At 41.7% G+C, this 19,656-nt stretch carries 14 protein-coding genes; 9 read left to right on the top strand and 5 right to left on the bottom strand.

The window, feature by feature from the left end; genetic code table 11:
• The first annotated feature begins 170 nt into the window (after positions 1-170).
• The 5 genes from MICAI_RS09130 (at position 171) to MICAI_RS09150 (ending at position 7,638) form a co-directional block, all read left to right on the top strand.
• Positions 171-1,394, top strand: a complete 1,224-nt coding sequence (locus tag MICAI_RS09130; RefSeq protein WP_008200750.1) for an NAD(P)/FAD-dependent oxidoreductase — start codon at positions 171-173, stop codon at positions 1,392-1,394.
• Positions 1,395-1,424: 30 nt separating this feature from the next.
• Positions 1,425-2,627, top strand: a complete 1,203-nt coding sequence (locus MICAI_RS09135; protein WP_039899904.1) for an S-layer homology domain-containing protein — start codon at positions 1,425-1,427, stop codon at positions 2,625-2,627.
• Positions 2,628-2,810: 183 nt separating this feature from the next.
• A complete protein-coding gene (locus tag MICAI_RS09140; protein ID WP_081504665.1) occupies positions 2,811-5,036 on the top strand; it encodes a heavy metal translocating P-type ATPase in 2,226 nt (741 codons plus the stop codon).
• Positions 5,037-5,203: 167 nt separating this feature from the next.
• Positions 5,204-6,268 carry a uroporphyrinogen decarboxylase gene (gene hemE / locus MICAI_RS09145; RefSeq protein ID WP_008200757.1) on the top strand — a complete coding sequence of 355 codons (1,065 nt, stop codon included), beginning with the start codon at positions 5,204-5,206 and terminating at the stop codon, positions 6,266-6,268.
• Positions 6,269-6,687: 419 nt separating this feature from the next.
• Positions 6,688-7,638 carry an NAD-dependent epimerase/dehydratase family protein gene (locus tag MICAI_RS09150; RefSeq protein ID WP_008200758.1) on the top strand — a complete coding sequence of 317 codons (951 nt, stop codon included), beginning with the start codon at positions 6,688-6,690 and terminating at the stop codon, positions 7,636-7,638.
• Between the two features lie 543 nt (positions 7,639-8,181).
• Here MICAI_RS09150 and MICAI_RS09155 read toward each other — a convergent pair.
• Positions 8,182-9,909: an ABC transporter ATP-binding protein gene (locus tag MICAI_RS09155; protein WP_008200760.1), complete on the bottom strand. Its 1,728-nt coding sequence runs from the start codon at positions 9,907-9,909 to the stop codon at positions 8,182-8,184.
• 549 nt (positions 9,910-10,458) lie between these two features.
• Positions 10,459-11,004 (bottom strand): adenylyl-sulfate kinase, encoded by a 546-nt coding sequence (gene cysC, locus MICAI_RS09160; protein WP_039899905.1) that lies wholly within the window; start codon positions 11,002-11,004, stop codon positions 10,459-10,461.
• A gap of 204 nt (positions 11,005-11,208) precedes the next feature.
• On the opposite strand from cysC, the gene MICAI_RS09165 reads away from it, so the two are divergent.
• Positions 11,209-13,377 (top strand): lytic transglycosylase domain-containing protein, encoded by a 2,169-nt coding sequence (locus MICAI_RS09165; RefSeq protein WP_008200763.1) that lies wholly within the window; start codon positions 11,209-11,211, stop codon positions 13,375-13,377.
• Between the two features lie 202 nt (positions 13,378-13,579).
• Positions 13,580-14,410, top strand: a complete 831-nt coding sequence (locus MICAI_RS09170; protein WP_008200765.1) for an energy-coupling factor transporter transmembrane component T family protein — start codon at positions 13,580-13,582, stop codon at positions 14,408-14,410.
• 9 nt (positions 14,411-14,419) lie between these two features.
• On the opposite strand, the gene coaE is transcribed toward MICAI_RS09170, so the two are convergent.
• Both coaE and purC read right to left on the bottom strand, forming a co-directional pair.
• Complete coding sequence (gene coaE, locus MICAI_RS09175; RefSeq protein ID WP_008200767.1) at positions 14,420-15,001, bottom strand: dephospho-CoA kinase; 582 nt, start codon at positions 14,999-15,001, stop codon at positions 14,420-14,422.
• Positions 15,002-15,062: 61 nt separating this feature from the next.
• Positions 15,063-15,788, bottom strand: coding sequence for a phosphoribosylaminoimidazolesuccinocarboxamide synthase (gene purC / locus MICAI_RS09180; protein WP_008200768.1), 726 nt, complete (start codon positions 15,786-15,788; stop codon positions 15,063-15,065).
• 338 nt (positions 15,789-16,126) lie between these two features.
• Here purC and MICAI_RS09185 point away from each other — a divergent pair, with 338 nt between their 5' ends.
• Positions 16,127-16,423 (top strand): DUF7219 family protein, encoded by a 297-nt coding sequence (locus MICAI_RS09185; RefSeq protein WP_002743720.1) that lies wholly within the window; start codon positions 16,127-16,129, stop codon positions 16,421-16,423.
• A 239-nt stretch (positions 16,424-16,662) separates the two neighbouring features.
• Here the strand turns inward: MICAI_RS09185 and thrS are convergent, their stop codons facing one another.
• Positions 16,663-18,462 carry a threonine--tRNA ligase gene (thrS, locus tag MICAI_RS09190; RefSeq protein ID WP_008200774.1) on the bottom strand — a complete coding sequence of 600 codons (1,800 nt, stop codon included), beginning with the start codon at positions 18,460-18,462 and terminating at the stop codon, positions 16,663-16,665.
• Between the two features lie 134 nt (positions 18,463-18,596).
• On the opposite strand from thrS, the gene MICAI_RS09195 reads away from it, so the two are divergent.
• The gene (locus tag MICAI_RS09195) at positions 18,597-19,517 is read left to right on the top strand and encodes a metal ABC transporter solute-binding protein, Zn/Mn family (RefSeq protein WP_008200776.1); all 921 of its coding nucleotides are present in this window, start codon (positions 18,597-18,599) and stop codon (positions 19,515-19,517) included.
• Positions 19,518-19,656: the final 139 nt, after the last annotated feature.

Genomic DNA, 19,656 nt, shown 5'->3' on the forward strand with positions numbered 1-19,656 from the left:
CTTATTAAGGGGGGCAGGGGGGATCGAATCTAAAATCCATTTTTAATTTAATTATAATCAGCTACTTATCAAATTTAGATGCACAACAGCTTCATAAGTTTAGGGTTTAACAGAGGGCGATTTAGGGTAAAATAAAAGCAAGTTAGCAAGATTAGGCGAGGGAGTAAATCATGGATTATGATGTAGTAATTATTGGGGGTGGACCAGCGGGAGGTCACTGTGGTAGATTATTAAGTGAAAAAGGTTATCGTGTTCTTTTGGTGGAACAACATTCTAGTTGGCAAGATAATAACTTTTCTAGTGCCGCTTCTCCTCTAGAAATTTTAGAACAATTCAATCTCCCCGAAACCGTAGTGGCTAGGTTTTGGAAAAATATCGAAATTATCTCCACTAGCATACATCATTTTTGGTCATCAACGCAACCTTTAGGAGTAGTTTTTGATTTTGCCAAATTGCGAGAGTTTTTAGCGGCGGAAGTGCTGCGTTGGGGTGGAGAAGTTCGTTTAGGTTGTCGTTATCTGAAATATGAACAGATGGAGGATCAGCTAACTGTTTTCTTGAAATCAAAAGGCAAGGAAATCGATACAGTTACTACTCGTTTATTGGTTGATGCCACGGGATATGCTAGAGCAGTTATGTATAAACATAGACGAGAAAAACCTAATTTTTTAAAAGCAGTTGGTATTGAATATTTAATTGCTGTGCCAGAAGGAGAATATCAAAAATATCAAGATAATTTAGTGTTTTTTCTCGGTCATAAATGGAGTCCTAAAGGTTATGGCTGGATTTTTCCTATGGATAATCAGCAATTAAAAATAGGAGCGGCTTGGTTAGAGGGAGAACATCCTTATATTTCTCAAGTTAAGCCTTTAAAAAGTTATATTACACAAATTATTCAAACCTACATTAATCTCTCTAAATATGATATAATCGACATCCATGGTTCTATTTTAGAATATTCGCTCAATCTGCAAGATATTTATTATCAAGAACCGAATATTATAGCGATTGGTGATGCGGTTTCTACGGTTAACTTTTTAGGAGGGGAAGGTATTCGCCATGCTATGAAAGGAGCCGAAATTGCTTGTCAATACATGGAGGAATATTTACAGGGAAAATCGAGCAGTTTTGGACTTTATCAACAGCGGATGCAAGAATATTTTCAACCAAAATGGAATTTATCCGATCGCCTCAGTCGCAAAGTTTATTTAGAATATAGTGATGCGCGTATAGATCAAGGAGTATCCTATCTCAAGTATCTTTCCACCCAGGATATAATCGACGTTTTATTTTACTACAAATTTGAAAAATACACAAAAGGGTTAGGAGGATTTCTGCTGGGTAAATTACGTCAATGGTGGCGCAGAATTTTCCCTAGTCAAAACCCCGGGTAAATAAGCTAGGATAAAGCTAAGGAAACAATATTGGTAAAGACCGTGAGTAAGTTTATTCGCTACAGTACAATGATCACTCTGCTGGGCATTTTAGCAGCCTGTAGTGGCAATCCTGCCCTAGAAAATCGTCTGGCTGCCGATCCTAATCTACAAACAAATCCCATACCAGAAAACTCTCCTAATAACCAGCAATTACCCGCAAATTTTCCCGCAGAAATTCCTCGATATAGTCAATCAGAATTATTATCCGTGCAGACAAATCTTGATAATACCAGTGGGCAAACCCGTTGGCAATCCACCGATCCCAGCAATGCGATCGAGGCTTTTTATCAACAGGAATTAGTTAATAATAATTGGGAAATTATTACTCCCTTTTCTGGGGAGGGAGTCAATAGTACCCTAACGGCCCGTCGAGATAATTTAGAATTAACTATCACCATAACTGCCACTTCTCCCAATACGGAATATAGCCTCGATTATCGTCCAACGGGAACCCCGATTGCTTCCCCTAGTCCCTCCCCTATTTCTTCCCCTTTACCCAATCTTAATCCCACCAGTTTTAACGATCTCGAATCCTTACCTAATCCCTTAAAAAGCCACATTCAAGACTTAGCTAGATTAGGAGTATTAACAGGTAATAACAATCAGTTTAACCCTAATGATACAATAACGCGCCGAGAATTTGCTCGCTGGTTGTTACAGGCTAATAATGCCATTTATGCCAATGTAGCGGGTAAACAAATCCGTTTAGCTACTCCCAATAGTTCCCCAGCTTTTAGTGATGTTAAAAATAACGATACCGATTATATTTATATTCAAGGATTAGCGGAAGCGGGGTTAATTCCCTCTCCCTTAACGGGAGATAGTAGCTCCCTTTTATTCCGTCCCAATGCTCCTTTAACCCGGGAAGATTTAATTGCTTGGAAAGTGCCATTAGATATTAGAAAAGCTTTACCGAGCGCCAATCTTGATACGATTAAAAATACTTGGGGTTTTCAGGATACTAATAAAATTAACCCGCAGCTGGTGCGCGCTCTTTATGCCGATTTTCAAAATGCCGAACAAGCTAATATTCGGCGAGTTTTTGGTTTTACTACCCTATTTCAGCCAAAAAGACCAGTAACTCGCGCTGAAGCTGCCGCTACTTTATGGTATTTTGGTTTTCAGGGTGATGGTGTTTCCGCTGCCGATGCTTTGCAGGGTCAAGATACGCAACAGAGTGGGGTTAATTGAAATTTGTCCATAAAACCTAAGGGTGTGTTAGGAAAATACAGACACTCTTTTTTACATTTCTTCATATCTATTCAGAAAAATTAACAAAGGATTCTTGACCCTGCAGCTAGGGTAATATTTTATGCTAAAGATAGAACTGTGCTGCGGGGGATTTTGTTGCTGACTTCCGCTGCTATTAACATTATGACCCATCAAACTCTCAAACTCGTCGGGATGAGTTGCGCTGGTTGTGCTAATTCGATCGAGCGGATAATTAAATCTATCCCTGGAGTGATTCGATGTCAAGTTAATTTTGGCATGGAACAGGTGGAGGTGGACTATGATCCCAAGCGTACCGATCTTAACACTATTCAAGCAAAAGTTAGGGATGCCGGTTTCCAAGCTACACCGATAACGGAAATTAATCTCGAATCCAGGCCAGAAAAAGAACTTCTCCCTAAACTATCGATCGCTATTGTTATTAGCATTATACTTTTTATCGGTTCTTTACCGATGATGACGGGTTTATCTCTATCTTTTATTCCCCACTGGTTACACGCTCCCTTATTACAATTAATTCTCGCTACTCCCGTCCAATTTTGGTGTGGTCAAAGTTTTTATAAAAATGCTTGGAAAGCCTTTAAAAATCGCACCGCCACCATGGACACTTTAGTAGTTTTGGGAACCAGTGCCGCCTATTTTTATTCCCTGTTTTTAACCTTCGGGAGCGATTTTATTGAAAAACAGGGGTTTAATTCCCATGTCTATTACGAAGCATCAGCTATCGTAATTACTCTGATTTTACTCGGTCGTTTCCTCGAAAAACGTGCCAGAAAAGAAACGGCCGCCGCTATTAAACAATTAATGGGATTACAGGCAAAAACTGCTAGGGTAATTAGGGAAGAACAGACGCTAGATATACCAATAGAAGAGGTGAAGGTAGGAGATATAATTTTAGTGCGTCCGGGAGAAAAAATTCCCGTCGATGGCATAATTATACAAGGCAGTTCTAGCATTGATGAATCGATGGTGACAGGGGAAAGTTTACCCGTGCGAAAAACCGTCAATCAACAGGTAATCGGTGCGACAATTAATAAAACTGGTAGCCTACAAATGCAAGCGTTACGAGTGGGAAAAGATACGGTTTTAGCTCAGATTGTCCGATTAGTGCAAACCGCACAAGCATCAAAAGCACCTATACAAAGATTAGTCGATCGAGTGACCGCTTATTTTGTGCCGGTGGTGATGATTATTGCGGTAATAACTTTCCTATTTTGGATTCTCCGCACGGGTAATCTCACCCTCGCTTTGATTACAATGGTGGAAGTCTTAATTATCGCTTGTCCCTGTGCGCTAGGATTAGCTACACCTACCTCGATTATGGTGGGAACAGGACAGGCAGCAAAACAGGGAATTTTAATTAAAAATGCCGAAAGTTTAGAATTAGCCCAGGGTATTACTACTATTGTTCTCGATAAAACGGGAACTCTCACCCAGGGGAAACCAACGGTGACGGACTTCTTGACTCGCGAAGGGGTGAGGGATGGACGGGAATTATCGCTGCTGCAGTTAGTCGTATCGGTGGAGAATCATTCTGAACACCCGCTAGGAGAAGCAATAGTTAGATATGGGCAGTTAAACCAGATTAAAACCTTAGAAGTAACCGAATTTGACTCAATAACTGGGTCAGGAGTGCAGGGAAAAGTCGGGTCAGATTTCGTGCAAATCGGTACACAACAATGGTTAGAAAGTCAAGGGATCGAAACAAAAGTTCTTAAAAAAGTCGCCCACGATTGGGAATGGCAGAAAAAAACCGTGGCTTGGATAGCGGTTAACGGGCGTTTAGAGGGGGTGATCGCCATTTCCGACGTTTTAAAACCTTTTTCTTCTTCAGTGGTCGCCAAGCTCAAAAAAATGGGCTTAGAGGTGATGATGATGACGGGGGACAACCTCGAAACCGCAGAGGCGATCGCCAGCGAGTTGGGTATCCGGCGCTTTTTTGCCGCACTCCGTCCCGAACAAAAAGCCGAAAAAATCGAATATTTGCAGAAAAAAGGGAAAATAGTCGCCATGGTTGGAGATGGCATCAATGATGCGATCGCATTGGCGCAAGCGGACTTAGGTATTGCCATTGGCACGGGGACCGATGTAGCGATCGCCGCCAGCGATATAACCTTAATTTCGGGAGATTTACAGGGAATTGTGAGCGCTATTGAGTTAAGTCGGGCAACAATGCGAAATATCAAAGAAAATCTCTTTTTTGCTTTTATTTATAACTTGATTGCCATTCCCATCGCTGCCGGAGTCCTCTATCCTTTTCTGCTCAATCCGATTATTGCCGGCGCTGCCATGGCTTTAAGTTCCCTTTCCGTGGTGACAAATGCCTTGCGATTGCGTCGAGTTCATCCCAGGGTGGGGAGTGGGGTGTAGGGTGTGGGGTGTAGGGTGTGGGGTGTAGGGGAACAAGGGAGATAGGAAGCTGGGGAGATGGGGAGGTGGGGGGATAACTTTCGTTAACAATTCTTAAGGAAAAACCAGAAAAATTAGCTGTACGGGGGATGATACCGTAGAAAAGGCAATAGAATAATCATCGTGATATGACTGACTCCCCTGAAATACCTTATTTATTACGCGCTGCCAAAGGAGAAATCTTACCCCGTCCTCCCGTGTGGATGATGAGACAAGCAGGACGTTATATGCAGATTTATCGAGAATTGCGGGATAAATACCCCAGTTTTCGGGAAAGATCGGAAAATGCCGATCTAGCGATCGAAATCTCCCTGCAACCTTGGCGTGCTTTTCAACCGGATGGGGTGATCATGTTCTCCGATATCCTCACTCCCTTGGCGGGAATTGGTATTCCCTTTGATATTATCGAAAGTAAGGGGCCGATTATCGATTCTCCCATTCGTACTCAAGCGCAGGTGGACCAACTTAATCCCCTCGATCCCGATCAGTCTTTACCTTTTATCAAAACGATTTTAAAAACCCTGCGTCAAGAGGTGGGAAATAAATCCACTGTCCTCGGTTTTGTCGGAGCGCCTTGGACTTTAGCAGCCTATGCAGTGGAAGGGAAAGGTTCTAAAAGTTATTCTGTGATTAAAGGGATGGCTTTTTCGGAACCCTCGGTACTGCACCAATTTTTAGATAAATTAGCGGATATGATCGCCACCTATGTCCGTTATCAAATCGATTGTGGGGCGCAAGTAGTACAAATGTTCGATTCTTGGGCGGGTCAATTAACTCCCCAAGATTACGATGTTTTTGCCTTACCCTATCAACAAAAAGTAGTTCGTTTGGTGAAAGAAACCCATCCCGATATACCGTTAATTCTCTACATTAGTGGCAGCGCCGGCGTTTTGGAAAGAATGGCTCAATCGGGGGTTGATATTGTCAGCGTCGATTGGACCGTGGATATGGCGGAAGCGAGACAGCGTTTAGGTAAATCGATGATGGTTCAAGGTAATATCGATCCGGGGGTTTTATTCGGTTCCCAGTCCTTTATTCGCGAGCGGATTCTTGATACTATTCGTAAAGCGGGTAATCAAGGTCATATTCTTAATTTAGGTCATGGTGTTTTGGTGGGAACTCCTGAAGATAACGTGCGTTTCTTCTTTGAAACTGCTAAACAAGCGGATCAATTATTAGCAGTTCACGCCTAGGATGTCGTGATCAAGGTTTAGGGAATAGGGGTTAGGAGGTAAGGAAATCGTCTGTAACACCCAACACCTAAGAGTGCATCCCATAATTTAAAATCTACTAAGTTGGGATTCTCTGATAACTTCTGTTAAAAAACTGTGCTTTCTAGGTTGTTTGTTTCCAATCCAGACTCTTGGGGGGTTCTACCCCCCAAACCCCCCGTCGGGGGACGAAGCGCCTCCCCCGAACCCCCTGCGCATTAGTTTTTTTGTGGGATGCTTACACGCAGCTGCTGATATATTTGTAATAATTTAAGAGTCACTGACCATTACTCATTTTTGATATTTCTGCAAAGTTTAGATGCAGCTCTCCAAAATCCGAACCCGTGACTCACTTTTTACTTTCACACTGTCCCCTAAATTCTGCTGGATCAATTAAAATAATGAAAAAAATATTTCTAACGGGTGTGAGTGGCTGTATTGGGCATTATATCGCCGAGATTTTACTGGAAAATCCCGACTATGAATTATATTTTTTATTGCGTAATCCCGAGAAGTTAAAATTTACTTACCAAGGGCGATCAAATGTTCATATACTTTTAGGCGATATGGAAAATATTGGGGTATATGCCGAGCTTTTAAAAACAATGAATATAGCGGTTTTAATCGCTACCAGTTGGGGAGGAGAGGAGGAAAGTTATCAGATTAATGTGGTAAAAACCCTAGAATTAATTAGTTATTTAGATGCTCAAATCTGCGAGAAAGTCCTCTATTTTTCTACTGCCAGTATTCTCAATCAAAATAATCAACTTTTGCCCGAAGCTGGGGAAATAGGAACTAATTATATCCGCACCAAATATATTTGTTATAGCAAATTTACTGACCTAGAAATTGCCGATAAAATTATCACTTTATACCCCACTTTTGTCTTAGGTGGTGACGAAAATAAACCCTATTCTCATATCTATGGTGGTTTACCGGATGTGTTGAAATATATCGGTTTAGTGCGTTGGTTTCAAGCTGATGGCAGTTTTCATTTTATCCATGCCAAAGATATAGCTCAAGTGGTGAATTATTTAATCGAAAATCCCGCACCAGAAAGCAAAATTGTCCTAGGCAATCAACGGACAACAGCTAACCAAGCAGTGGAGGAAATCTGTACTTATTTAAATAAAAAAATCTACTTTCGCATTCCTTTATCTTTAACCATTGCTAACTTTTTTATCAAAGTTTTTAACTTGCAGATGGAAGCATGGGACCGCTTTGCGATGAATTATCGCCACTTCACCCACTTTAAAACCTATACTCCTGCTGATTTTGGTTTAAAAAACTATTGTTCCACCCTCGATGATGTTTTAGCTTTGCGAGGAATTCCCCGAAAAAACCCTAAGTAGAGGGAACAGAAAAATATCGGCTCTCCCAGCTTTGGTGGGTAAAATGTATTCTAAGATACATTTCTCAAGAGCGAGGGGGTGGAACGAACCACAAAGACACAAAGGACACAAAGATCGATCGATCCTATGTCAATTAAACTTATCACACAGAACCTAGAAGAGCCAAATATCTATAATTAATTCTGTCTGGATACTTACAGCGTTTTCCTTAAAGATGAAGTCTAACCTAATTCAGCGAGGGACTCCCCAAAACGAAAACTTCCTACCTCACCATTAAGATAACTGCTCTATCGGTGACTCTTAAATTAGTACAAATATATGAACAACTGCGTGTAAGCATCTCACCGAAAAACTAATGCGCTCCGGGGTTCGGGGGATTCTACCCCCAACGGGGGGTTTGGGTAGGGTTGATTCATGAATCAACCCTACCTTGAATCAACCCTACCTTGAATCAACCCGAGGGGTTTGGGGGGTTCTAGCCCCCAAAAGCTTGGCTTGAGTGATAAAATCAGAAATAATGCCCAACTCTTAATGCCAAATAGACTAATCTTGAAATTGTCTAGCATGAAATTGAGCGTAACGACCATTAAGATTTAATAACTCCTCGTGATTACCCACCTCGATAATTTCACCCTTTTCTAAGACTAAAATACGGTTAGCTTTTCTGACAGTTGCTAATCGGTGAGCAATAACAAATACCGTGCGCTCCGTCATAATTCTTTCTAAAGCTTCCTGCACTAAAGCTTCCGATTCCGAATCGAGCGCTGAAGTTGCTTCATCTAAAATTAAAATTCTCGGATTAGATAAAACCGCTCGTGCGATGGCGATTCTTTGTCTTTGTCCACCCGATAAATTAACACCTCTTTCTCCCACATAGGTATAGTAACCCTGGGAAAGTTCACCGATAAATTGATGAGCGTTGGCAATTTTTGCCGCTTTTTCCACCTCTTGCAGATTAAAATCTCCCTGGCCAAAAGCGATATTTTGGGCTATAGTGCCAGAAAAGAGAATATTTTCCTGTAAAACTACGCCAATTTGTCGCCGGAGACTTTTTAAAGTCACATCACGAATATCCACCCCATCGATTAAAATCTTGCCGGCAGTGGGGTCATAAAAACGCAATAAAAGATTAACTAAAGTGGTTTTTCCCGCTCCCGATGCTCCTACTAAAGCAATCATTTCGCCAGCGTGTGCAGTAAAATTAATATTTTTTAAAACCTGTCTGTCCTCATTGTAAGAAAAATTTACTTGACAATATTCAACTTCTTTGCTATGGGGTTGCAGATTGATCGCATTCGGTTTTTCGGTAATTGTTGGCAAAATAGCTAACAATTCAAAAATCCGATCCATGGAGGCTTGACCCTGTTTAAATTGATTATAATTACTGGTAATATGGGCGATGGGATCGATTAACATTGCCACCGCTGCCACATAACTAACAAAGTCAATTCCAGTTAAATTCTTTTGGGAAATTTGCCAACCAGCGAGAAAGAATAAAAAGATGACACCGAGAGCTTGTAAGAATCCCACCACGACGTATTGTAAAGCTTTGGTGGATTCTGATAGGTATTGAGCGCGGCGATTTTCCTCCGCTTCTTGAGCAAAAAGCTCGGTTTGATAATCTTCAGCTGCGAAAGCTTGCACCACACGAATACCGCCAAAAACTTCGGTTAATAACGAAGAAAGATTAGATATTTTCGCCTGAGCGCGACGAGCATATTGTAATAATTTTTCACCAAAAAATCCCACCAAAACTCCTAACAAAGGAGCGATAATAATGACAGCGATCGTCAATTGCCAGTTAACAATAAACATATAGGCAAAGACGACAATTAACTGTAAGGCTGAGGGAATAAAATCGTGGAAAAATTTGTTAATTACTTCCCCAATGCGATCGATATCTTCCGTTAAACGATAGGATAAATCACCAGTTTTGGCCGTTTCAAAGTAATTTAAACCGAGGGTTTGCAGGTGAGCATAAACTTTTTTTCTTAATTCGAGAGCAATTTTTAAAGAAGCTTTCGCCATCAGGGAATCTTGTCCATACTGAGACATTCCCCGCAGTAAAAAAACCACTGCCCCCACCCCCGAAAGTGTGGCCAATGCTTGCACATTTCCCTCACCGATATATCTGGCCATTTGCCCAGCTAACCAAGCTAAAATCGGCCAAAATACCGTAAATCCGATCGTACAGATGAACGCCAAAATAATTGTTTGGGTTTGGGGACGGAGATAGGGAATGAGGTTCCAATAACTAGAGCGAGATTTCAAAATAATTTATCGCCTTTAAATATGTAGGTAGGTGTTAAAAACTGTCGGCACCCCCCTTATTAAGGGGGGATCAAAGGCAAAATCTATCTTCTCTTCAATTATAAATACTTACTTATTAAGTAGGTAGGCACAATTATTTGTAGGATGGGTTAGCGGTAGCGTAACCCATGCGGGCGTTGGGTTTCATGCTTCAACCCAACCTACGTTCATTTTATATTTAATTCCACCCACCTACTTAAGTATTCCTGCAAAATTAATTTGCTAGTCGAGACAGTTATCAGTTATCAGTTATCAGTTATCAGATTTAAGTTTTAAGTGAGCAGTATTAAATAGAAGTTTCCTACTGTCTTTTCACTGTTTACTGTTTACTGTTTACTGATCACTGTTTAGACAGTCTTGCACTTTAGCCAGAGATCTAATTAACTTTGCTTAGGTACTGAAGAAAAGGAGATTAACTAACAAATTGGCTTAAGGGGTTAATCGGGGAGTAGAGACGTTTTTAGTCCACGTCCCTACGATGTTTTCCAATAATACAAAGTTATTCTGGGATTAAACCGCCACAGCTTGATGAATGTAGCCTAATTCCGTCAATTTGTTCCAGACTTTGGCGACACTTTCCTCTAAAGTCTCTAAATCGGTGCGGCATTCCACTTCCGGGTTAAAAGGTGGTTCATAGGGATCATCAATTCCCGTAAAAGACTTGATTTCGCCAGCACGCGCTCTTTTATATAATCCTTTCACATCGCGCGCCTCACAGACGTTTAAGGGAGCATTCACGAAAACTTCGACAAAACTGCCAATTTTCCCCCGTACTTCCTCGCGAATCTCACGATAGGGAGAAATAGCTGAAACTAGGACAATCACACCGTGACGGGTGAGCAAATTAGACACAAAACCAATGCGACGGATATTTTCATCGCGATCCTCTTTACTAAATCCTAAACCTTTAGTGAGGTTCGTCCGTACTATATCGCCATCGAGAACTTCAATGGAATAGCCTTCAGCGATTAATTTTGCCTCTAATGCCTCGGTAATGGTGCTTTTCCCCGCACCGCTCAATCCCGTTAACCAAACCGTCACGCCGCGCTGTTTCATAGTAATCATTAATAATACTTAAATCCTGTTTAGCGTACCATATCTCAGGGATCAGTGATCAGTTACCAGATGGGAGTTTTCAGTTCACTGATTACTGATTACTGCTTACTGATAACTGAACAACCCCCCAACCTGATTGAAACAAACAACCTGTCACCACGATCATTGATAATGTAGGTTGAGTTACTGTCTTGAATTAAGGTAATGTTTAAGAAATTCCCCCCTCACACCCCGCTCCTTCTTGGACTAGGTTCTGGGGTTGCGCTTTTTACTCTCACCAGTCTCTTTCTCTTTCACCCGAAACTTCTCGCTTGGCTCGATCGCAATAGTGCGTCGCTTCCTAGCCAAGATCCTAACCAACCCTCTGCCGTGGTTGATAGCGCTTCTTTACCACAAACCGAGCGAGATGTCAAGTTAAAAGATGTTGCCGATGCCAACTCGCCCTCTTTAGATCGTAGTCGCGCCCGCTATCTCCTGGCCATGGATTTATTGAGAAAATATGAAGGCGGTCCGGCTTTAAAACAATTAGAAGGCTTAGAAAAACAATATCCTGTCCTCGCTCCCCAGATTCTCCTCAAACAGGGACGCGCCCACGAATTAAGCAACGATAGTGAAAGAGCGCGAGAAATTTGGCAAAAATTAATTAAAACCTATCCCCAATCGCCCGTAGTGGCAGAAGCTTACTACTCTTTGGGCAAATACGACCCCAGTTATCATGAGAAATTGCTCAAGGAATACCCCCGACACCCGCGCACTTTGGCTTTAATTCGCCAACGTCTTCAAGAAAATCCCGATCAATTTCCCTTATGGTTACAGTTAGCCAAGGCTAATCCTTTTGATCCTACCCTCAATCAAGCCCGCAATCGTTTGGTGAAAGACTACGCCGAGCAGTTGACTCCAGCGGATTGGGCAATGATTGGGGCAGGTTATTGGCAGTCGGGATTGTACGAAAAAGCCTATAAAGCCTACGCTAAAGCCACTCCTAGCCCCGAACAAGCCTATCGTTACGCCCGTGGGCTACAAATTGCCAAAAAACTGCCAGAAGCTCGCAGCGCTTACCAAAAATTAATTAAAACCTATCCCCAGGCCCCAGAAACCAGTTTAGGATTACTGCGACTCGCCCAAATTTCTCCTAACCGCGATGCCATAGCATATCTCGATCGCATTGTCAAGCAATTTCCCGATCGCGCTCCGGAAGCTTTGGAGGCGAAAGCCAAATTACTAGGATCAACTAATGCTCAGGCCGCTAGTCAAACATGGCAGACTTTATTAAATAAATACCCAAAATCCGACGAAGCCGCCGATTATCGCTGGTTAATGGCCCAAAGAGCCGCTAAATCCGGTGATTACGCCAAGGCGTGGCAGTGGGCGCAGCCAATTGCGGTTAATAATCCCGATAGTCAAACTGCTCCGAAAGCAGCCTTTTGGGTGGGAAAATGGGCGCAAAAACTCGGCAAAAACCAAGAAGCAAAACAAGCTTTTACCTACACTATTTCTCGTCATCCCCATTCCTATTATGCCTGGCGCTCGGCGGTTTTATTAGGTTGGGACGTGGGGGATTTTACCACTGTCCGCTCCTATAACCCTACCACCGTCAAACCCGCCACTCGTAACGATCCCCCCGCTGGTTCGGAAGCTTTCAAGGAATTATATCGAATTGGTGAAGATACGGATGCTTGGAATCTCTTCCAAGCAGAAATTGTCGATCCTTGGAATTTAACCGTTGACGAACAATTTAACCTCGGTGTCTATAAACTCTCTCGCAATCAAAATTTAGAAGGAATTAACCTGATTTGGCGCTTGCGAGAAAGAGATACCCCGGAGGAAAAGAAAGCCTGGAAACTCCTGCGACAAAATGATAAATACTGGCACGCTTTATTCCCTTTCCCCTACTACGATACCATCCTGGAATGGTCAAAAGATAGACAATTAAATCCCCTGCTAGTGACTGCTTTAATCCGGCAAGAATCCCGCTTTGAAAAAGAAATTCGTTCTCCTGTAGGGGCAGTGGGATTAATGCAAATTATGCCCGACACGGGTAAATATATTGCGGGTAATACTGGCAATAAAAGTTATTCTTTAACTAATCCTGAAGATAACATTATGATGGGGACATGGTATCTCGATTATACCCATGGCAAATTCGCCGGAAATTCACTTTTTGCCGTGGCTAGTTATAACGCCGGACCCGGGGCAGTTTCCAAATGGAAACAGCGTTTTGATTTTAGCGATCCCGATCAATTTGTCGAGAATATTCCCTTTAGAGAAACTAAGGGTTATATAGAATCGGTGTTTGGTAATTATTGGAATTATCTCCAGATTTATAACCCCGAAATTCAAGAGCAAATGAAGAGAATTACTAACCCTTCCTAGGGGATTGATGGGGATGGGTAATTAACTCATTCCCTTAAAGTTATAATTAAATTGAAGATAGATCCCCCCTTAATAAGGGGTGTGCCGATCCCCCCTGCCCCCCTTGATAAGGGGGGCGCCGATAGGCGGGGGGATCCCCCTTAATAAGGGGGGCATCTGACAGTTTTTAACACCTAGCTACTTACTAACTTTTTTCCTAATTATGCAATCATTTAACTGGCAAACCGTCGATCAAGATTCTCCTTTTACTCGCCTAGATTTTCGGACAAAATTAACCATGATGATCGTGGTTACTCTCATCGCTTTTACTTGGGAAAGTCCCCTCGCTGGCGGTTTTCTAACTCTTATTGTCGCTTTAGCTTGTCTCTGGGCTGGGGTAAAATGGTCTTATCTCCTCACTATTTTCAAATTCATGGCTCCCTTTTATCTATTCTTATTAATTACCATGGGATTTTTTAATGTGGAACAGGTAAAAGCTTTAACGGGAAAAACTGAATTAACTCCCTTATTAACTGTCGGTTCTGCTCAAATGACTGTGGAGGGAACCCTCTACGGTTTAAATGTGATCTTTAAAACTCTCACTATGGTTTTAATTATTCCCCTCGCTATTTTTACCACCGATATAAATCAGATGATGGTGAGTTTAACTAAAGCTAGAATTCCCTACAAAATAGTCTTTATTTTTTCCTCTACCCTGCGTTTATTTCCTCTCCTAGTAGAAGAATCTCGATCGATTATTTCCGCTCAAAGATTACGAGGATTAGCAATAGAAAAAATGGGTTGGTTACAAAAGGGAAAAATTTACGCTTCTATCGCTGTACCTTTAATTTTAAACGCTATGGCTAAATCGCAAAAATTAGAGGTAGTTTTACAGGCTAAAGCTTTCTCTGGTGATCCCGATCGCACATTTTTACAGGAATCAATCTTAACCAATAAAGACTATTTATTAATTATTGGCTTTCTATTTTTATTGGTTTTGGCAATTATTCTCTATGTAAAATTCGGGGTGGGAAAATTTGCCTGGTTGTTTTAATATTAATCCCTATTGTATAGCTCGATCGATCTGGGTATATAAAGCTTCTAAATCCCCGGAATTGTCTAAAACAATATCAGCCAAGGCAATTTTTTCGGCTAAAGACATTTGATTATTAATTCGAGCGATCGCTTGTTCTCTACTTAGGTTATTTCTAGTCGTTAAGCGTTGAATTTGTTGCTCGAAACTGCAAGAAATCACCCAAATCTCTGTGACTAAATGGGTTAATTTGGCTTCAAACAATAAAGGAATAGAACAAACAACTATCGGGACTTCTAACTGCTCTAAATGCCGCTTAAAACATTCTCTAACATAGGGATGAATCTGACTTTCTAACCAGATTTTTTCCTCGAGATTATTAAAAATAATCTCTCCTAACTGTTGGCGATTAAGGGAATTATCCTCAGTTTTAACTTTTCTGCCATAACGCGCAAAAATTCTCTCTAAAATTTCCGAACCTTTTTCCACTGCTTCCCGGGCATAAATATCCGCATCAAGAACAGGAATTTTGTAGATATTTTCTAAATAATTGGAAACCGTGGATTTACCACAAGCTATTCCCCCTGTTAACCCGATAATTCTTCTGGACATAAATTATTAAATTGCTAATCTCAATTAAGGTGCGTTACGCGCTCGCTAACACACCCTGCGGTTATAAACTTTCTATCTGTCGTAAAACTCTTGCTTGTACTTGTTGATAGGCAGTTTCCACATCTCCTAAATCGCGACGAAAACGATCCTTATCGAGAATGCGCGCTTGAGCATCCTCTTGGGTTTTATCCCAGAGACGACAGGTATCGGGGCTAATTTCATCACCTAGATAAATTTTGCCCGTTTTATCAACTCCAAATTCTAACTTAAAATCGACGAGAATAATCTGGCACTTATCAAAAAATTCCTGTAGATATTGATTGATTTTCAGGGCTAAATCTCGTAACTGATTGACTTGCTCCTCCCTGGCAATATCAATCACTTTTATGCGATCGGGCGTTAACAAAGGATCTCCCAAAGCATCATCCTTGAGGTAAAATTCTACGAGAGGAAAGGGTAAAACTTTCCCCTCCTTTAATCCCGTTTGCTTGCACAAACTACCGGCGGCGATATTTCTGACTACTACTTCCAAGGGAATGATTTTAATCGCCTTGACGCGCATTTCCCTAGAACTAGGGCGATCAATATAATGGGTAGGTATTCCTAGGGATTCTAACCATTGAAATAGGGCAGTGGAGACAGTACAGTTAATTTCTCCTTTGCCGACAATTTGCCCACGTTTTTGGGCATTAAAAGCGGTGGCATCGTCTTTGTAATAAGTGAGGAGAATATCAGGATCATCGGTTTGATAGAGAATTTTGGCCTTACCTTCATAGAGTTTTTCCATAGTTATCATCCTTGGCAATTGATAAACGAAAATCGATGGTTAATCGGATAGCGGCAGCAGCAAATTTTGGCGATCAACCTAGACAAAAAATCTCCATCATCAGGGGGATGATCGTTGAGAAAAAATAATGTATAATTGCTGCTTAAAGATAACTGCCAACATTTTGCGACCGAATCTTAACCTATAACCAAAAAGTGTCACGATCCCAGGGTTCAACTTTTGGCGAATCGGCCCAGTTTTTACTTAAATCCCCAATGATAGCCAACAACTGATATTATCTCCCATTACCATTACCGAAAAATCTAAAGAAATTCCGAAAAATTACCCGCCGTCGCCCTATGAATCAGAATCCTCCTAACGATGATAACCCGAATCTCCCCGATCGCCGCAAGGAGGATTTTCTCTATCCTCGCGCGCCCTACTATGGGGAATTTAAGCCAGAAAACTTGCTATTTAACGCCAATTTACAGGAATTTGCCCAAAAAGTCAGTTTTATTTGTAATCTGGAAACGGGGGGCAAAATCAGTTCTCTAGAAGCCTACCAAAAAATTAAAGCCCTCTGGAAAGACTTAAAACAGAGCAAAAAAGGCCTGGGCATTGGGGAAAATCCCTTTCAAAAAGATGACGATACCTAAAGGATAATCAAGAAAAATCGGCTCTTCTAGGTTCTGTGTGATAAGTTTAACTTATATAGGATCGATCAATCTTTGTGTCCTTTGTGTCTTTGTGGTTCCTTCCACTCGCTCGCTAGGAAGAATGTATCTTAGAATACATTTTGCCCACCAAACCTAAGAGAGCCAAAAATCTCCTGGGTTGCTCAAAAATGCTGGGACAGAAATATTTTCTGTCCCCATAGAATTAGATGAGCAAACGCTTAAAAATTACCGTGATTTTGGATGGCGCTTTCTAATTTTGCCACCACTTCCTCGACGCTAATTACTCCTAAATCGCCCGCCGCACGGGTGCGAATACTTAAACTATTACTTTCCATTTCCTTTGCCCCCACCACTGCCATCACGGGGATTTTTGCGGTTTCAGCATTGCGAATCATTTTACCCAAACGTTCGCCACTGGTATCGGTTTCGGCGCGAATTCCTAACAATTGCATTTTCGTTGTCACCTCTTTTGCGTAATCCAATTGAGTATCACTAACTGGTAATAATCGTATCTGGACAGGGGCTAACCAAAGAGGAAAATCCCCCGCGTATTCTTCGATTAAAATACCGATTAAACGTTCCAAAGAACCAAAAGGTGCGCGATGAATCATCACCGGACGTTTACGATTACCATCTTCGGCAACATATTCTAGTTCAAAACGTTCGGGTAAATTATAATCTACCTGTACCGTTCCTAACTGCCATTCTCTTTCGAGGGCATCTTGGAAAATAAAGTCTAATTTGGGACCATAAAAAGCCGCTTCTCCGGGGGCTTCAAAATAATCCATCCCCAAAGTTTGCACCGCTTTTCTAATCGCTGATTGTGCCTTTTCCCAAGCTTCATCGGAACCGATATACTTATCCGATTCGGGGTCACGAAAACTCAATCGCGCCTTAAAATTCTTTAACTGTAAACTCTTAAACACCGTCAAAATTAAATCAACAACGCTTAAAAATTCCTTGTCTAATTGTTCGGGAGTGACAAACAAATGGGAATCATCAACGGTAAAACCGCGAACTCTAGTTAACCCTCCCAATTCTCCCGATTGTTCGTAACGATAAACTGTCCCGAATTCTGCCAGACGCATCGGCAATTCCCGATAGGATCTCAAATCACTTTTATAGATTTGAATATGAAAAGGACAGTTCATCGGTTTGAGGACAAATCCTATTTCCTTACTAGCAGATTCCTCATCGTCTGCCATCATGGGAAACATATCTTCTTTGTACTTTTGCCAGTGACCGGAAATTTTAAACAAATCGACGCGAGCAATATGGGGAGTAACTACGGGTAAATAACCGCGTTTTAACTGTTCTTTTTTGAGAAAATCTTCTAACAAAGAACGAATTAAAGTGCCTTTGGGGGTCCATAAAGGCAACCCCGGCCCGACAGAATCAGAGAAAATAAATAAACCTAATTCTTTGCCTAATTTGCGATGGTCTCGTTTCAGTGCTTCTTCCTTGCGGCGCTTGTATTCGGCTAATTGTTGGGGATTTTCCCAAGCTGTGCCGTAAATGCGCTGTAATTGGGCTTTATTCTCATCCCCACGCCAATAAGCACCCGCTACCGTCTCTAATTCGATCGCTTTTGGGTCTAGTTCGCTTGTATTATCTAGATGCGGACCGGCGCACAAATCCCACCAAGCGTCACCAAGATGATAGAGGGTGATGGGTTCTTGAATTCCCGCCAGAATTTCCAGCTTATAGGGTTCATTAATCGCTTTAATGCGCTTTTCCGCCTCTTCCCGAGAAACTTGCTCGCGAATCACCGGCAGTTTTTTATTGATAATTTTGACCATCTCTTTTTTGATGTCCTTGAGATCCTTATCGGTAAAAGGTTCCGGCACATCAAAATCGTAGTAAAATCCGGTTTCAGTCCAAGGCCCGATAGTAACTTGGGCTTGCGGAAATAATTTCTGCACCGCCATGGCCATCACATGGGAGGTGGTGTGACGAATGCGCTTGAGGTGGTCGGATTCGCTGGTTTTCGGTAGTTTAATCGGGGCTTGGTTATCCATGTCTTTTGAATTTACACCTTCTCTATTCTCTATTTTAATGGTAAAAGGAGTCTTTAGTCAGGAAAAAAATCAAGATAGATAACAATGCCATTTCCCCTCATCTCTAACCTCTAAACCCTCATCTCTATTTTCCGATGAAAAAACTAATTTTATCCTGTTTATTTTTAGGATTGGTTGCTTGTAATCCCTCGGTTAACACCACCGATAACCAAAAACCCAAGGTAATCTCCACTAGCACAATTATCGCCGATTTAACCGCACGAGTGGGCGGTGAAGAAATTGACCATCAAGACATTTTAAAACCCGGGGATGATCCCCACGTTTATGAACCAGTTCCCGCCGATAGTGTGGCTTTAGAAAAAGCCGATTTAATTCTCTATAACGGTTATAATCTCGAACCGGGGTTAATTAAAATGATCAATTCTACGGCAGTTAAAGCGAAAAAAGTGGCTGTGGGAGAAGCAATCAAGCCTTTACAACTGGAAAAAGAGGGGCAGAAAGTCCCAGATCCCCACGTTTGGGGGTCGGCAAAAAATGGGATAATCATGGTGGAAAAAATCCGAGATCAATTGATTGAATTAAGTCCCGAAGATAAAGAGATTTTTACCCAAAATGCCGCCCAATTAATCGCAGAATTAGAAAATCTTGATCGCTGGATTGCTGCGGCTATTGAAACTATCCCCCCTTCCCAAAGACAATTAGTCACCACTCATGACGCTTTTCAGTATTATGCTCATGCCTACGGTTTAAAAGTAGCAGGAACTTTAATTGGTATTAGTACCGAAGAACAACCTAGCGCCCAAACGGTGAAAAATCTAGCCGATGCTATTAAAAATCTCCAGGTTGCTGCTATCTTTGCCGAGACCACTATTAATCCCGCTTTAATTACCACGGTAGCGGAAGAAGCGGGGGTGAAATTAGCACCACAACAATTATATTCTGATTCGATCGGCGCGGTGGGTACTAGAGGGGATAGTTATGTAAAAATGCTCAGGGAAAATACTCGCTCGATCGTGGAATCTTTAGGAGGAAAAGTACCTCAAGAAGGTCAATAGACCTCTGGTAAAAATCAAAAAATTGTCCTTAGAGTCAGGAGTTAGGAAGGCAGAAATACCGACAATCAGCAATTATCGGTGAATTTTAGATGATGACAAATGGATCAGCAGCTGCCTGTAAGCATCCCACCGAAAAGCT

Source organism: Microcystis sp. T1-4, assembly GCF_000297435.1.
Lineage (GTDB): Bacteria > Cyanobacteriota > Cyanobacteriia > Cyanobacteriales > Microcystaceae > Microcystis.

What these genes read in the sequence shown, in the direction of transcription:
- MICAI_RS09130 (WP_008200750.1), top strand. Translation starts at nt 171, where the DNA reads ATGGATTATGATGTAGTAATTATTGGGGGTGGACCAGCGGGAGGTCAC.
- MICAI_RS09140 (WP_081504665.1), top strand. Translation starts at nt 2,811, where the DNA reads ATGACCCATCAAACTCTCAAACTCGTCGGGATGAGTTGCGCTGGTTGT.
- hemE (WP_008200757.1), top strand. Translation starts at nt 5,204, where the DNA reads ATGACTGACTCCCCTGAAATACCTTATTTATTACGCGCTGCCAAAGGA.
- MICAI_RS09150 (WP_008200758.1), top strand. Translation starts at nt 6,688, where the DNA reads ATGAAAAAAATATTTCTAACGGGTGTGAGTGGCTGTATTGGGCATTAT.
- cysC (WP_039899905.1), bottom strand. Translation starts at nt 11,004, where the DNA reads ATGAAACAGCGCGGCGTGACGGTTTGGTTAACGGGATTGAGCGGTGCG.
- MICAI_RS09165 (WP_008200763.1), top strand. Translation starts at nt 11,209, where the DNA reads ATGTTTAAGAAATTCCCCCCTCACACCCCGCTCCTTCTTGGACTAGGT.
- MICAI_RS09170 (WP_008200765.1), top strand. Translation starts at nt 13,580, where the DNA reads ATGCAATCATTTAACTGGCAAACCGTCGATCAAGATTCTCCTTTTACT.
- coaE (WP_008200767.1), bottom strand. Translation starts at nt 15,001, where the DNA reads ATGTCCAGAAGAATTATCGGGTTAACAGGGGGAATAGCTTGTGGTAAA.
- purC (WP_008200768.1), bottom strand. Translation starts at nt 15,788, where the DNA reads ATGGAAAAACTCTATGAAGGTAAGGCCAAAATTCTCTATCAAACCGAT.
- MICAI_RS09185 (WP_002743720.1), top strand. Translation starts at nt 16,127, where the DNA reads ATGAATCAGAATCCTCCTAACGATGATAACCCGAATCTCCCCGATCGC.
- thrS (WP_008200774.1), bottom strand. Translation starts at nt 18,462, where the DNA reads ATGGATAACCAAGCCCCGATTAAACTACCGAAAACCAGCGAATCCGAC.
- MICAI_RS09195 (WP_008200776.1), top strand. Translation starts at nt 18,597, where the DNA reads ATGAAAAAACTAATTTTATCCTGTTTATTTTTAGGATTGGTTGCTTGT.